The sequence below is a fragment of the Fibrobacter sp. UWP2 genome (assembly GCF_900141705.1).
GTDB lineage: Bacteria > Fibrobacterota > Fibrobacteria > Fibrobacterales > Fibrobacteraceae > Fibrobacter.
Window position 1 is genome coordinate 79,108 of sequence record NZ_FQYM01000011.1, and the last position, 12,988, is coordinate 92,095.

A 12,988-nucleotide genomic window follows, 5' to 3' on the forward strand; every position below is an offset into this window, starting at 1 on the left:
TCTTCGCAAAACGCAAGCGCATCGTGTTTTTTAGCGGATAAAGTTTGTGAAGATTTTCTTTTCGGCAACAGGCTGCTCAACACCCGCCTTCTTGCCCGCTTCGATGCTCTTCAGGATCCATGCCATGTTGCGGCCCAATTCCTTCATAATCTGCACGCCTTCCTCGTCCTTCAGCACATCTTCGGGGCTAGAACCGTGAACCATGTTCCAGTAACGCGAAGCCACCATGGGTTGCTGCGCAAATGCCGGATACTTGTTCAGAGCGTCGAGAGTGGCGCTGGTCCCTGCGCGGCGGGCAGAAGCAACTGTTGCGGCGGGCTTAAAGAGCAGTTCCGCTTCGGCAATGCCGTAAAGCCTGTCCAGGAACATCAGCATCTCGCCGCTGGGGGATGCGTAATAAACCGGGGAGCCGTAAACGACAGCATCGGCCGTTTTAAGGATTTCCTTGGCTTCGTGAACCACGGCGTCAGTTTCGCCCTTCAGCACACGACCACCCACGAAGAAGATTTCTGTCTCGATGCCCGCGGCCTTGAGTTCGCCTGCCACGAGACTCAGCGCCGTATAAGTGCAGCCCTTTTCGCGACGGCTACCGTTGAATAAAACGACCTTCATCATAAACTCCTTTGTCTTTCGCCTTAAATATACAAAGAAATTATGTTATATTTCTACGAAAAGGCAGGTAAAAAATGTCCATCGGAATTCCAGAAATAATCCTGATTGTGGTTGTGGTGCTTCTCCTGTTCGGGGCAAAGCGCATTCCTGAACTTGCACGTTCCCTGGGCAAGGCCCAGAATGAGTACAAGAAGGCGAAAGACGCCCTGAAGGAAGAAGCTGAAGACCTGCAGAAGACGGTGGAAAAAGCCGCAGAGGCAGAAGATAAGAAAGGCTGATGACCTCCAAACAGGATCAAGAGGCTACGCTGATTTCGCATTTGGAAGCGCTCCGACGGGCGCTTTTGCGTTCTATTGTCGCCCTTGCCATCGGCATCGTGCCCCTGTTCCTTGTTTCGCCCTACGTTCTGGACTGGTTCTGTAAGCAAATCGCCCTGCAAGGCGGCGTCACGCTCCATTACTTTTCCCCGATGGAAGTGTTCCTGCTGCAGCTCAAGATTTCTGCACTGCTGGACTGCGTGCTGTTTTCGCCCTACATCGCCTGGAACATGTGGCAGTTCGTGCTCCCCGCCCTATACGACAACGAAAAGCGATTCATCCGCTCCATCGTGGCTATGACCAGCGGGCTGTTTATCGCGGGCGTCGCCTTCTGCCTTGTCGTCTGCTTCCCGCTGATTGTGCAGTTCGGCATGAGCTTTGCAAGCACGACCCTGCAACCCGTATTTGGCATCTCTAACCTGATAACACTCGCGCTCTGGCTTTCGCTTGCGTTCGGATGCATGTTCCAGTTCCCGCTAGTGACCTACGCGCTTATCCGTGCGGGCATCGTGAATTACGAAACCGTCTGCAGCAAGCGCCCCTACGTGGTGGTGGCAATCCTTGTGCTGGCGGCCCTCCTCACGCCCCCGGATATTGTAAGCCAGTTGCTGCTCGGGCTCCCGACGTACCTGCTCTTCGAAGCGGGACTCTTGGCGGCCAGGCGCTTCCATGGGCGTTCCCCGGCTCATCGAGCCAAACCAATTACAAAAACGGATGTTACGAAAATTATCCAGCAGAAAAATAATTTTCCTACTAAATAATTTTTGAAATTTAGCCCTTCCTTGGGCGTTCCCCGAACCTGTCTATCTAGACAATTTCCCAAATTTTATATAATTGAACATCAAGGCCCCCTCGTTTTTCCGAGGGAGCCTTTTTGACCATATGTCCGTTTATTTCACGAAAACGGCGAGAAGTTTATGTGCCTCGTCGCCTTCGGCAAAACGGATTTCACCTACGGTATGGTACTCGAATCCCGAGAACTGCTGCAGGTGCAGTGCCGCAAATTCGCGGTCCTGCGAATAGCAGAGATTCAGGCGGAAGTTCCCGTTGTCGCCTGTTTTCGGATGGCCATTTTTTTGAACGACCGCGTCCAGGGCGCTTGGAGAAGCCTCGACAATTTCCTTGACCTTTTGGCCCTCCGTAGGGCTGTAGTCCAGGCAAGTTCCCACTACGGGCGAATTCGTCCTGGTGTAGGTGACATTGGTCTTGAAACCGAAAAACTTCTTTTCGGTCTTGATATAGGGCTTGTTGAAGAGGGCGTTAGCCATCTCCATCTTGGAAATGTTTTCCATGTTCTTTCTCTTTTTTAAAATGAATGTTATCGCGCACCCCGGTTGGGGCCGCGGCAATTTACCTGTGACTGAGTGTTCGGAGAAAGAACTTGCTAACAGAGCATTCGCTCTAGCGTATAAACGTAATACTCTTTTGATTTCTGATAAACTAGCGGCAAGGGGAAGCCGCATTGGGCGCAAACAGTTGGCCGCGCGATCTTAGTCGGAAATGGAGTAGCCTGCTTGAACGTTGCCGAACTGCGTCCGCCGTCCCCTTGAAGGCCGTTGCCGCGCGATGCACGCAAGGACACCTGCTGGCCCGACCTGCGTGTAAGCAGTGTTGCATCAGCTGTTGATTCTCGAGACAGGTATAACGGATTATCGGCAAAATCGTGAGCAGCGAAAACTTTATCGCTCTCTGCAACCTGACCAAATTCAGCGCCGTAATCATAAACAAAAGAACCCTCGACAATAGCAGAAAGAACCGCGAATAACGCGACTGCAATCATCGACAGAATATTTTGTTTAATACGCTTCATTGTACTAATAATGTACAAATCTACGCCTTCATGAGTTTCGCCACATAATGCACCGCGACGGCAAACAGCACGACGATGGCGATATAGTCCGCAAAAAAGAGGGCGTAGCCGCGTTCCGCATCAAAGAAGAAGAAGGGCTGCTGCAGGAACATGTATTTCCAAAGCCCGCGAATAACGAAGGCGTAAATTCCATAGCATGCCACGAGAGCGGCAATCACGCGAGTTGCGACAAGTGCAGCCTTTGACTTGAAAGCGCCCGCAAGCCCCAAGCGGTTTGCAATCAGGCTCAAATGCAGCCCAATGTGGAGCGACATGAACACGTAATACCAGTGGCTGGCGAGCAGGTGCGCCGTGCGGGCGAAGTTTGCGCCCGATTCAATTCCGAGGAATGCGAACACATGGTTCGAAAGCATGATGCCGCTCATCATCAGGAAAATCGCGCACAAAAGGATCCCGCAATTCACGACCGCCTGCAAAATGCGGAATGCGTTGTAGCGGCCATTGAACAGCGAAAGGAAAAACCGCCGGTTCAGCGTGATGTGCACCGCCCACAGAACAAGCAGCACCACGCCCAGAATCTCGTGAACGGCAGTCGATTCAAAGAAGTAATTGCCGCCCATCAGCACGAGTGTGGCGACCGTCATCGCGATATCAAGAGGCATACGGATTTTGGCGGAAATAGGCATATTAGGGAATATACATTATTTCGTCTTCACGCCGTTTTTCTCTAGCCACTTGGCCACATCTTTCGAGAGGCTCGAACCGCCGGAATAATGCACCGAAAGGCCTTCGCCGATTTTTGCGTTGGGCGCGAGTTTCGCAATCGCGGTGATGCTCTGGCCAAATCGCCCGCCACCGTGGGAGCAGAACGGCAGAATCCGCTTGCCCGTAAAGTCGTAACTTTCGAGCAAAGTCGCGATAGGCATCGGGATACTCGCCCACCAGTTGGGGTAACCGATGATAATCGTTTCGTAGTCGGCCCACTTCTTTGCGTCGGGCTTTTTCTTGAGGGCAGGGCGCGCCTGTTTGTGCTGGTCGTTCTGCGCCTGCTTCAAGACGGTGTTGTAGTCGTCGGAATAGGGCTTCACGAGTTCAAGTTCCACCATGTCGAAATCGGTCTGCTTCTTGATTTCGCGGGCGACACCGCGGGTATTCCCGCTCCAGGAATAGAAAACGATCAGCGCACGGGAAGCCCATTTCGTGTTCGACGACGCTTGCGACTTTTCGCCCTTAAAGCCCGCCGCTTCCTGGGTCACAAAAGTTCCCTTGACGCCTGCACCCGCATTCATGGCGAGCCGGAGCCCCACATTGTAACTCTTGCTGGATTGCTGCATGGCCCCGCGATAGGCACTGCGGAGGTTCTTGCCGAAATCGTTCCAGCCGCCACCACGATGCACACGCCTTGTGCCCGAAGGTTTGCCCGCCGGGTCAACCGTCACGCTTGTCGAGCCCGCAGAAACACCGTAATCGCCGTAAAAATCAAAGCACCATTCGCCCACATTCCCGTAAATGTCATAAAGCCCGAAGGGATTGGGCTTGAACTTACCCACGGGGAGCGTGTTCCCGCGGTAAACACCGGGACGTGTTTCCAGAACCTCGTCGTTGAAATAGTTCTGCTCGATTTGATACGGATAATGCCCGTAAAAATTCACGTCGTCGGCACCGGGAGCCTTCTTTGTGTAGAACGGAGTGGTCGTGCCGCCTCGGGCCGCGTATTCCCATTCCGCTTCGGTGGGGAGCCTGTAGCCGTTCGCCTCGCGATTCCAGCTGACCGCATCGCCTTCGATAGCGTAAACAGGAGTGCGTCCATCGCGTTCGCTTAACTTGTTGCAAAAACGCGCCGCTTCGAGCCACGTGATGTTTTCGACGGGCAAGTCGTCACCCCTGAAACTGGAAGGATTTTCGCCCATCACTTCGCGGTAAAGCTTTTGCGTCACCTCGTATTTGCCCAGGTAAAAATCGGAGACCTTCACCTTGTGGAGCGTCTCGTCGTTGACGCGCCAGTCCTCGTTTGCGGGGCTTCCCATGTTGAAAGTCCCGCCCTTGATAAGCACGAAGCCGTCGGGCGCAGGTGCCGCCGCAAGCGACACCGCCGAGAACCACAAAATTGCACAAGATAAAAGTTTAGCGAGCATTATTTCAACTTCCCGTAGTCTTCGTCGCTCACGGGCTCAAGCCATTCGTTGCGACCACCTTCGCCAGGGACTTCAATCGCCAAATGCTGGAACCAGGAATCCGGAGCCGCCCCGTGCCAATGCTTGACGCCAGCCGGAATGTTCACCACGTCACCGGGCTTCAGTTCCACCGCCGGCTTGCCCCATTCCTGATAGTAGCCGCGGCCCGCCGTCGCAATGAGAATCTGGCCACCGCCCTTCTTGGCATGATGGATATGCCAGTTGTTGCGGCACGCCGGTTCAAAAGTCACGTTCCCGACACCCACCTGTTCCTTGCTGATCATGTCGAGATAACTCTTGCCCACGAAATACTTGGCGTAGGCGTCGTTCGGCTTACCCACCGGGAACACGCTCCAGTCCTTGCCTGGCACGGTTTTTGCACCCGACGCGTTTACGGCACCAGCCGTCGCGTTTGCTGCCTCAGCCACCGCTTCCTTGAGCAGTCGCAGAGCGTTTAGCGTACGCGGGTAACCGCAATACGGCAAGCAGTTGTAAATCGCCTGTTCCACATATTCGGCCGTGCGTATCTTGAGGTTCGCGCCGATATGCGCCTTGAGCTGCGGCTCCGTTCCCAGGTTCACGAGAATCGCCATCGTCAAAAGTTCGCGGGTATTCAGGTCGAGCCCCTTGCGGGTGTAGTAATCGCCAAAGCAGTTGCTTGCCAAGAAGTAATTGATGGTCGGCATCCCGTCCTTTCCGTTTTTCGCCATGTCGCGGAAAGTCTGGCCGAACAGCGTTCCCTGCGCGTCGGCACCCGCCTCCAGGCGGGACTGCGCCGTCACCGTCGCACGGTTTTCGTCCACCTTCACGTTCTTCGCCTTGAACACGCTGCGGGCAATTTCCACAGCATCCACCGTCCGCGGGAACCCGGTGTAGGGGGCGCACTGGTAAATCGCCTCGAGAATTTCTTCGGGAGCAAGCCCCTGCGCAAGCGCCGTCGCCACTTCTTCTTGCAAAAGAGCGCCCGACTGCTGCGTCACAAGCGACACCAGGCGAATCAATTCCACCTCGCGCTTCTCCACAAGCGGAGTCGCCGCCGGAACCTCGTTCTGCGTGAAGTTGTCCATCACGGCACGCAGTTCCTTGTCCTGCGAAAGCGCCTTTGCCTCGCCCTGCGGGCAGCAATCACACGCGGCAAGCACCGCACCCATACCAAGCATCGTCATAATCGTCCCTAGTTTCATGGTTTGTTCCTTTTTTATCTACACCTTTAATATAAATAATTGCGCAAGCCCCGCAAAATACCAAGTTTTCATGCTCAGTATGCGCAAAACGCATAGTGAAGCCCGCCAAGGGGATTGTTTCCCCTAAAAAGAAAAGACTGCCAAGAGTTTCCTGGCAATCTTTCTAAAACATTCCGCCCATAAGGCGCAATCAGCCTACTTCACCCACTTGTCGACTTCTTTCTGGGCCTTGTCGCGTTCGTTCTGGGCCACGTGTCCGTAGATGGCGAGGCCGGGAGTCACGTTCGCGCCGGTCACCTTCTTGAGGCGGGCTACACCCGAGAGGCCGCTGCCTTCGTGGGTCACGAACGGGTGAATCGTCTTGCCTTTCAGGTTATACTTCTCGAAGAAGGTGAACATGGGCATGGGCATTTCGCCCCACCACACCGGGTAACCGACGTAAATTTCGTCGAATTCTTCGGGGTTCACGTTCACCGGCTTGATGGCCGGGCGTGCGTCCTGCGCAAGTTCCTTCTTGGCCACATTGATGCAGTCATCGTATTTCTTGGGGTATTCCTTCGCGGGTTCCACGTGCAAAAGCGTGCCGCCCGTCTTTTTCGCAATCATCTCGGCAATGATTTCGGTATTGCCCTTGGAAATGTTCCCGACGCTGTAGTTTTCGTCGGCGCGGGAATAGTAAACGACGAGGATTTTCTTTTCTGCTGCCATAGAGACTCCTAGAAGAAGTGATAAAAGAATCAAGGTGATTTTTTTCATGGAATCCGCCTTTTTCGTTAAAAATTCTTTTGAACCGGTTGCCTTTAATATAAATAATTTCAGGACGGCCGCGTAATGCGTAATTTTTATGCCCAGTATGCGTGTGGCGCATAGTGAGCAAACGGTCGGCGGCAATGAAGGCCCTTAGTCGCCAGGATTCCAGTCCTTGAAATGCTGGATTTCGGCGAGGGTTGAGGTAAAGAAACGCTTTTCCTTGTTGAGACAGCGAATCTTTTTCATGTCGTCTTCGGAAAGCTTGAAGTTAGTTTGCGAACAGGGAGTAAAAAACTGGGCGTTCCCCAGTCAAGGGCCAGGTCGGTACGACAGCTCTTAAATTACACTGAAATCAATGAACTTGTAAAAGCCCGCGTTTTTCGCTGCTTCAAATTCACCTTCGTCAAAGGACTTGTTTGCTAGACCTTCTCTAATGATTTTGATAAAGGTTTCCTTTAGCGGATCAAGATCGTTCTTTATAGTGTTGTAAACAACAAACGAGTCGAGCCCAGCATAATCGTGAACAATCCTGTTGCGCATACCGCGAATTGCCTGAATGTTTTCGCTTGCGATTCCCGCTTTGGCGGCGTCCGAGAGTTTGTTGATGGATTCGCCTATGTTTGCAAGCAAAGTCAAACATGCGTTGAATACCATCTGGTCTTCTTTCTCAAGAAGTTCTTCGGTGGAATGAATATCCCGTGTATATTTTTGAATTTTCAACAGGGATTCGAGCATTCCCAATAAGTGGAAAAGATCGTTCCTGGGGTCATTCGACACGGATGGACTCCTTGCTTGCTCGATACAGGATAATGGGGTTTGCGAACTTCTCTATGACGACATCCACGGACTTGCCAGTTTTTTCGGAAAGTTCCTTTCGCAAGGACAACAGGTCATTGTAGTCCTGGAAATCACGGACTAGCAGGTCGATGTCGTTGGGAGTTGCTGTTCGAACAGACGAACCGAAAACAAAGACATCCTTCAGGCGATACTTCGCAAGAAGTTTGTTTTCACGGAATATCCGTAATATGTTTTCGGCGAACACCATAGTTTTCCCTTATTATTACATTTCCAATATACATTTTTCTGTCCGTTTGTGCAACAAGACTAGTGTGACTTAGGACTGATTTCAGTAATGTTTGCGAATCTACAGAGAAAAATTACCACCGTAACCAATGTCTTATGGGCATTTCCCCGGCCCGATCCTTGAGCCTGCCGAAGGAGAGCAAGGGGGACACCTCCCCCACCTATGCCTTCAAAGCATATCTTTTATACGGAATAAGTATTTTGATTTATGGCGGGATTTGGTTATTTTTAGGGCATGAGGTGGTTCAGTTTCTTGTTCGTTTTCCTGTTCATGGCGTGTTCGAGCGATGCCGCGTCGCAGGCTATGCCGAAGGTATCGAATAAAGGAGATTCGATTGTGCAGAACAGCAAAGGGGCGGCCCCAACGGTCAAGTTGAATTCGGGTTTCGATATGCCAATTCTCGGGCTTGGCACTTGGACTTTGCGCGGCAAGGTGGCTGAAGACGCAGTCTATGTCGCCATCAAGAACGGGTATCGATTGATTGATACGGCAAAATATTACGACAACGAAGAATCCGTGGGTAGGGGTATTCGTCGGGCGATTGACGATGGGCTCGTGAAGCGCGAAGATTTGTTCGTGACATCGAAACTGGTGCCGTGGAGCAACTCCTTGGACGAAGACATCGACGACTCACTCGAAAAGCTGGGGCTCGAATATATTGATTTGATGCTGTTGCACCAGCACGGGAGCGACGCCGAGGACAAGGCGGTTTACAAGGCTATGGAACGCGCGGTGAAGGCGAAGAAGATCCGTTCCATCGGCATATCGAATTACTACACCGAAAAGACGGCGAAGCGCTTTTTTGCCGATTTCGAAATCAAACCTGCCGTGGTGCAAAACGAGAACCATGTGTTTTACCAGAACACGGAATTCAAGGAATACGCAAAACGATACGGCGCTGTGGTGGAATCTTATTACCCGCTGGGCGGGCGCGGCCACACCGAAGACGTCTTGGGGAACAAGGTTGTCGCAAAGATAGCGAAGGCTCACGGGAAATCGGCCGCTCAGGTGGTGTTGCGCTGGCATGTGCAATCGGGCTACATTGCCATTCCGGGCTCCAAGAACCCTGACCACATCGCAGAAAACATATCGATTTTCGACTTCGAGTTGACAGACGACGAAATGAAGCAAATAGCCTCCTTAAATACGGGACACCGCTACGAGAACTGGTGAAAATAGCCCCACTATTCACTTGACGCATAGCGAATTTATTATATTCTCCCCCAAAAGGGGCTTTTTATGTTTGTCGAAACCTACATTTTGCGATTGCTGGCCGGGTTCCTGGAATACGGGACGCTTTCGGCCGTTGCGGACAAGCTCTACACTTCGCAGCCGGCGGTGAGCCGCGCGTTCAAGAAGCTGGAAGACGAAATCGGTGCTCCGCTCTTCGAGCGCAAAAAGAACCGCATCGAGCTGAACGAGAAGGGCCGCACGGTCGCCGAATACGCGAAGCGCATCATGGATTTGCAAGGCGAGATGATGGAAAAGGTGAACCCGCAGGGAGCGGGTACACGCACGTTCTCTATCGCGTCGGTGGCCATCCTCCCCGCCATGCGGATGGTGCAGGAACTGCGGGAAAAACACCCCGGCGCGCAGGTCACTTACGAGATTATCGACAATGAGGCGGGCGTGCTGAAGGCCTTGAACGAGGGCTCGGCGGATATCGGCATCACGCTTAAGGCCCCCCGTGCAAAGAAATACCGCGCCGAAAAATACATGCAGGAGCGGCTCTCGATTGCGCTCCCGAAAAAGCACCCGCTTGCGAAGCGCAAGTCCATCCGACTCCGGGAACTCAAGGGCGAGACCATTATCCAGCGCAGCAACGTAGGGTTCTGGGAGCAGGTCAAGCGCAAGAAGATTCCCGACGCCACCTTCATCAAGCACGACAGCGTGAAGGGAATTTCAAAGCTCATCGAGCAGTCTTCGCTGTTGACGTTCGTTTCGGACCAAAAGTTCGATTACGACATTCCCAAGGACCGCAAGATTGTGCCGCTCGCCGACCGCGAAATGAACGTGGAATTTTTCAAGGTTAAGTTAATGAAATAGTGCGCGGGCATTGCATTGTCGCGACTTATTTCCTGATGAATTTTTCGTCGGTCTTGGGCATGGTGTTGTCGGGCGTGTAGCGTTCGACAGTCATTTTCAAGTCGTACTTGTCGCGGAGTTTCGCAATCGTCTTCATCATGGGCGAAGCATGGTGCACATCGATGGCGGCCTGGCTTTCCCACGCGTCAATCAGCAAGATGGTCTCGGGATCGTCCAGCGACTGGAAATATTCGTAGCGGATGTTGCCCTTCTCGGCACGGATTTTCGCCACCGTCCCGCTAGAAACCATCTCTTCGGCGAACTTCTTTGCCGCCCCGTTCTTACCCGTATAGCGCAGGTTTACCGTAATGTTGCTCATGGCACTCTCCGCAAACACGCTCGCAGAGAGCGCAAGGATTGAAAACATTGTTAAAAACTTGAGCTTCATTTTGCCACTCCGAAATGCTTCGCATATAATATAAATAATTTCGGAGCATGCACAAAATGCTTAATTTTCATGCTCAGTATGCGCGGAACGCATAGTGAAAGCAAACGCTTTTATGGTTTACTGTCGGAAAAAATCTTCTTTGGACAATTTTAAAATATCCCTGACCGAAAAATCCGCTAGATAAAAAGATAGATCCCGTATAAGGCTAGGTTTCTATCGAAACGCATGGCATGAAGCCTGCTTTCACCTTAATGGGACCAGTTTCCTATAAAATATATAAATAGAGGCAAAAAGTCAAATAGCCAACCGTTTAATATCGCTTTTTTGGGGGCGTTCCCCACCTTGGTGGCCATGCGCACTAAACAACAAGTTGTTAAGTGCTGTCCGCCCACTGGCGTGGGTCGGGCTATATTTTATGGGTTGCCCGGTTCACTCCGTTCCCGCCTAACCTCATAAAACGGAGCCTTACACTTGTCATCCCCGCGAAGGCGGGGATCTCCATTGCAAGTCTCCGCCCCAAGGGGTCACTATCCCTAACGCAGATGTTCAAAAATTGAATTCCGTAATTCGTGGATCAATGTCAAAATATCGAGATCCTTCTTTCTTCACCTTCTGATCAATCTTTATAAATTTCTGCCGAATTCGTTCTCGAGATACATCAAGACGTTCTGCAATTTCAGAATACGTTAAAGACAAACAATAATACATCTCCGCCAACTCACGATTTTTATCACCCAATGTTGCAAAGACTTTATGAACTACATTTTTTAGCCAAAGTTTATAGAATCCATCGTCTCGACATTCTACCGTCAGTAAGTCTATATTTAAAGGATGTGTCAAAAGAATGAGATATCTTTTTACATTCTCTATAGGCAACTGTTGCCTGTCCGCAATTTCTTTTACAAACGAATCTGTCAATCGTGGATTTTCAAAAAATGAAGGAATATATTTCCTTAAATACTTGTATAGGTTTTCAACATCAATCAATTTGTTGTTGGGAATGTCCCATAATGAGTTTTCAATCTTTTTGTGAACATCAATTGTACTTTTTATCCAAAAGTAAGAATAAGCAGGGAATTTCCCATGCACATACGGAGAGTATTTATCAACGGCAATATGCAAGCCCATCATCCCATCTTGAATTGTATCAGCCAAATTTAAATTGAATTCCAAGCTCTGCTGATACGCAAATTTTAAAACATTTCGCATATACATTTCAAAAAGTCGATTTCGGGCATACAGATTTCCGTTTTCTATTTGCGGATAAAGTCTTTCAACTTCATTTCTTTGTGGAGGCGAAATTTTTCTCACGTAATTAACCATAGACGTAAGCACCGGTTCTTTTTCGGTAATTTTGCAATAAATTAAATTATCGTCGAAATAAAGAAAAGAAGATTCCTCTTTTTTTTCAAGATTATCTTTTTCTCGAAGTATTATCCCATAGTCAAGTATATCACTTGACAATCTATCAATGTCTTGAATTCCTAAATTACAATCAGCGGCTATATCCGAAATGTCTTCAAAGGTAATGAACCCTTTCACTTCAGATTTTTTTACTAAAAGAGTAAATGCTCTATCTCTTACGTCACTCATTAATTCAATGAATTCAACAAAACATCTTTATCTATTTCGGAATAATATCTAGAATTTATCTCATCCGTAAAGGACGACAGCTTGTCTATAAAATCATCTGATTTCGCAGCATTTTCAATCAATTTCTGATAAAGAATTTCTATTCCACCCAAAACATACGACTCAAAAAATTCAAAATCTTTTTCATCTTTACCAAAATGTCTAAAGGCTTTATCTATTCTCTTTTCTTCATCCGGTTCATAATCTTTATCTAAAAGTAAAATTAATTGCATGTTAAAAACCAAATTATCTTTAGCATTAATCATTTGATCTTTTAGAATGTGCGCATCTGGAATTTTCGAATCTTTATTTTTTACATCTTTTTCAGATTTTTTTTGATATAAAAAACCAACTATCGGAGCTTGCACATAAACATCAATATTTCTATTAAATAGTTTTGCATTTATCTCGCCAAAATTACTAGCAAGTAAAGACATGTATTGAGCATGTTTGCCAATCAACCGCACTTCTTTATCGAACATATTACACTCCCTTACTCTATGATTGTTTCCGTTTCGCTGATTTTTACAAATTTATGAGATTTTCCAATCTTAGCATTCATATATTCCTTAGCCAAATCTCCATCTGTATCCTTAATGAAAATAACGACTTGTTCAGTAAGATGCGGAATAGTCTCACATACAGATTGAATGTGTTTCTTATCGAATTTAGAGAGTGGCGCATCCATAACAAGAGGATATATATCCGATGAGAGTTCCTGCTTAGCCCTATCATCAGAAAGTCTATTTTCTTGCGACATTTTAATCATGCTAGTTATGAAAGAGAAAATAACTGAAATACTTTGGCCTTCCGATGTTTCTACTTTTGCATTAACATTATTCGCGACTACATCAATTGAATTTGTCCCTTTTTTAGTTGAAAATCCAGGTCTCCAACTGGTGTAAATCTAGGCTATTAGCGCTTCATTGTCAAGTAGTTTCATGCTCTTTTC

At 49.2% G+C, this 12,988-nt stretch carries 18 protein-coding genes; 5 read left to right on the forward strand and 13 right to left on the reverse strand.

From position 1 onward, the window contains the following. Window positions 1–30 precede the first annotated feature (30 nt). Complete coding sequence (locus BUB55_RS07270) at window positions 31–612, reverse strand: flavodoxin family protein (RefSeq protein WP_072980848.1); 582 nt, start codon at window positions 610–612, stop codon at window positions 31–33. Between the two features lie 74 nt (window positions 613–686). Here BUB55_RS07270 and tatA point away from each other — a divergent pair, with 74 nt between their 5' ends. Beyond that, the gene (gene tatA / locus BUB55_RS07275; protein ID WP_073189532.1) at window positions 687–890 is read left to right on the forward strand and encodes a twin-arginine translocase TatA/TatE family subunit; all 204 of its coding nucleotides are present in this window, start codon (window positions 687–689) and stop codon (window positions 888–890) included. After that, window positions 890–1,690 carry a twin-arginine translocase subunit TatC gene (tatC, locus tag BUB55_RS07280; protein WP_073189534.1) on the forward strand — a complete coding sequence of 267 codons (801 nt, stop codon included), beginning with the start codon at window positions 890–892 and terminating at the stop codon, window positions 1,688–1,690. The genes tatA and tatC overlap by 1 nt, the downstream gene beginning before the upstream one ends. A 129-nt stretch (window positions 1,691–1,819) precedes the next feature. Here tatC and BUB55_RS07285 read toward each other — a convergent pair whose 3' ends face one another. The 8 genes from BUB55_RS07285 to BUB55_RS07320 form a co-directional block, all read right to left on the reverse strand. After that, window positions 1,820–2,221 carry a hypothetical protein gene (locus tag BUB55_RS07285; RefSeq protein WP_072813090.1) on the reverse strand — a complete coding sequence of 134 codons (402 nt, stop codon included), beginning with the start codon at window positions 2,219–2,221 and terminating at the stop codon, window positions 1,820–1,822. Window positions 2,222–2,313: 92 nt separating this feature from the next. Next, window positions 2,314–2,739, reverse strand: coding sequence for a hypothetical protein (locus BUB55_RS07290; RefSeq protein ID WP_143152957.1), 426 nt, complete (start codon window positions 2,737–2,739; stop codon window positions 2,314–2,316). 20 nt (window positions 2,740–2,759) lie between these two features. After that, window positions 2,760–3,425 (reverse strand): DUF4405 domain-containing protein, encoded by a 666-nt coding sequence (locus BUB55_RS07295; RefSeq protein ID WP_073189538.1) that lies wholly within the window; start codon window positions 3,423–3,425, stop codon window positions 2,760–2,762. Between the two features lie 15 nt (window positions 3,426–3,440). After that, a complete protein-coding gene (locus tag BUB55_RS07300; protein WP_073189540.1) occupies window positions 3,441–4,874 on the reverse strand; it encodes a flavodoxin in 1,434 nt (477 codons plus the stop codon). Further along, window positions 4,874–6,079 carry a carboxymuconolactone decarboxylase family protein gene (locus BUB55_RS07305; protein WP_234971844.1) on the reverse strand — a complete coding sequence of 402 codons (1,206 nt, stop codon included), beginning with the start codon at window positions 6,077–6,079 and terminating at the stop codon, window positions 4,874–4,876. Before BUB55_RS07305 ends, BUB55_RS07300 begins: the two co-directional genes overlap by 1 nt. A 213-nt stretch (window positions 6,080–6,292) precedes the next feature. Next, window positions 6,293–6,805, reverse strand: a complete 513-nt coding sequence (locus tag BUB55_RS07310; RefSeq protein WP_073189543.1) for a flavodoxin — start codon at window positions 6,803–6,805, stop codon at window positions 6,293–6,295. Window positions 6,806–7,183: 378 nt separating this feature from the next. Next, window positions 7,184–7,582 carry a HepT-like ribonuclease domain-containing protein gene (locus tag BUB55_RS07315; RefSeq protein WP_072813037.1) on the reverse strand — a complete coding sequence of 133 codons (399 nt, stop codon included), beginning with the start codon at window positions 7,580–7,582 and terminating at the stop codon, window positions 7,184–7,186. Window positions 7,583–7,613: 31 nt separating this feature from the next. Beyond that, window positions 7,614–7,892, reverse strand: coding sequence for a nucleotidyltransferase family protein (locus BUB55_RS07320; protein WP_072813035.1), 279 nt, complete (start codon window positions 7,890–7,892; stop codon window positions 7,614–7,616). A gap of 273 nt (window positions 7,893–8,165) precedes the next feature. Between BUB55_RS07320 and BUB55_RS07325 the strand changes: the two genes are divergently transcribed. Further along, a complete protein-coding gene (locus tag BUB55_RS07325; protein ID WP_234971845.1) occupies window positions 8,166–9,104 on the forward strand; it encodes an aldo/keto reductase in 939 nt (312 codons plus the stop codon). Window positions 9,105–9,170: 66 nt separating this feature from the next. Further along, on the forward strand, window positions 9,171–9,977 hold the full coding sequence (locus tag BUB55_RS07330) for a LysR family transcriptional regulator (RefSeq protein WP_073189544.1): 807 nt from the start codon (window positions 9,171–9,173) through the stop codon (window positions 9,975–9,977). A gap of 25 nt (window positions 9,978–10,002) precedes the next feature. On the opposite strand, the gene BUB55_RS07335 is transcribed toward BUB55_RS07330, so the two are convergent. The 4 genes from BUB55_RS07335 to BUB55_RS07350 form a co-directional block, all read right to left on the reverse strand. Beyond that, window positions 10,003–10,383 carry a putative quinol monooxygenase gene (locus BUB55_RS07335; protein WP_234971846.1) on the reverse strand — a complete coding sequence of 127 codons (381 nt, stop codon included), beginning with the start codon at window positions 10,381–10,383 and terminating at the stop codon, window positions 10,003–10,005. A gap of 567 nt (window positions 10,384–10,950) precedes the next feature. After that, window positions 10,951–11,997 (reverse strand): sigma-70 family RNA polymerase sigma factor, encoded by a 1,047-nt coding sequence (locus tag BUB55_RS07340; protein WP_073189546.1) that lies wholly within the window; start codon window positions 11,995–11,997, stop codon window positions 10,951–10,953. Continuing rightward, window positions 11,997–12,518, reverse strand: coding sequence for a hypothetical protein (locus BUB55_RS07345; protein ID WP_073189548.1), 522 nt, complete (start codon window positions 12,516–12,518; stop codon window positions 11,997–11,999). Before BUB55_RS07345 ends, BUB55_RS07340 begins: the two co-directional genes overlap by 1 nt. 11 nt (window positions 12,519–12,529) lie before the next feature. Then, a complete protein-coding gene (locus BUB55_RS07350; RefSeq protein ID WP_073189550.1) occupies window positions 12,530–12,805 on the reverse strand; it encodes a hypothetical protein in 276 nt (91 codons plus the stop codon). Between BUB55_RS07350 and BUB55_RS14200 the strand changes: the two genes are divergently transcribed. Then, entirely contained in the window at window positions 12,804–12,941 is a 138-nt protein-coding gene (locus BUB55_RS14200) for a hypothetical protein (protein ID WP_159431940.1), read from the forward strand. The genes BUB55_RS07350 and BUB55_RS14200 overlap by 2 nt on opposite strands. Window positions 12,942–12,988: the final 47 nt, after the last annotated feature.

Bases quoted from the DNA above. Each gene is read 5' to 3' on its own strand.
- BUB55_RS07270 (WP_072980848.1), bottom strand. From the start codon at position 612: ATGAAGGTCGTTTTATTCAACGGTAGCCGTCGCGAAAAGGGCTGCACT.
- tatA (WP_073189532.1), top strand. From the start codon at position 687: ATGTCCATCGGAATTCCAGAAATAATCCTGATTGTGGTTGTGGTGCTT.
- tatC (WP_073189534.1), top strand. From the start codon at position 890: ATGACCTCCAAACAGGATCAAGAGGCTACGCTGATTTCGCATTTGGAA.
- BUB55_RS07285 (WP_072813090.1), bottom strand. From the start codon at position 2,221: ATGGAAAACATTTCCAAGATGGAGATGGCTAACGCCCTCTTCAACAAG.
- BUB55_RS07290 (WP_143152957.1), bottom strand. From the start codon at position 2,739: ATGAAGCGTATTAAACAAAATATTCTGTCGATGATTGCAGTCGCGTTA.
- BUB55_RS07295 (WP_073189538.1), bottom strand. From the start codon at position 3,425: ATGCCTATTTCCGCCAAAATCCGTATGCCTCTTGATATCGCGATGACG.
- BUB55_RS07300 (WP_073189540.1), bottom strand. From the start codon at position 4,874: ATGCTCGCTAAACTTTTATCTTGTGCAATTTTGTGGTTCTCGGCGGTG.
- BUB55_RS07305 (WP_234971844.1), bottom strand. From the start codon at position 6,079: ATGACGATGCTTGGTATGGGTGCGGTGCTTGCCGCGTGTGATTGCTGC.
- BUB55_RS07310 (WP_073189543.1), bottom strand. From the start codon at position 6,805: ATGGCAGCAGAAAAGAAAATCCTCGTCGTTTACTATTCCCGCGCCGAC.
- BUB55_RS07315 (WP_072813037.1), bottom strand. From the start codon at position 7,582: ATGCTCGAATCCCTGTTGAAAATTCAAAAATATACACGGGATATTCAT.
- BUB55_RS07320 (WP_072813035.1), bottom strand. From the start codon at position 7,892: ATGGTGTTCGCCGAAAACATATTACGGATATTCCGTGAAAACAAACTT.
- BUB55_RS07325 (WP_234971845.1), top strand. From the start codon at position 8,166: ATGAGGTGGTTCAGTTTCTTGTTCGTTTTCCTGTTCATGGCGTGTTCG.
- BUB55_RS07330 (WP_073189544.1), top strand. From the start codon at position 9,171: ATGTTTGTCGAAACCTACATTTTGCGATTGCTGGCCGGGTTCCTGGAA.
- BUB55_RS07335 (WP_234971846.1), bottom strand. From the start codon at position 10,383: ATGTTTTCAATCCTTGCGCTCTCTGCGAGCGTGTTTGCGGAGAGTGCC.
- BUB55_RS07340 (WP_073189546.1), bottom strand. From the start codon at position 11,997: ATGAGTGACGTAAGAGATAGAGCATTTACTCTTTTAGTAAAAAAATCT.
- BUB55_RS07345 (WP_073189548.1), bottom strand. From the start codon at position 12,518: ATGTTCGATAAAGAAGTGCGGTTGATTGGCAAACATGCTCAATACATG.
- BUB55_RS14200 (WP_159431940.1), top strand. From the start codon at position 12,804: ATGCTAGTTATGAAAGAGAAAATAACTGAAATACTTTGGCCTTCCGAT.
- BUB55_RS07350 (WP_073189550.1), bottom strand. From the start codon at position 12,805: ATGATTAAAATGTCGCAAGAAAATAGACTTTCTGATGATAGGGCTAAG.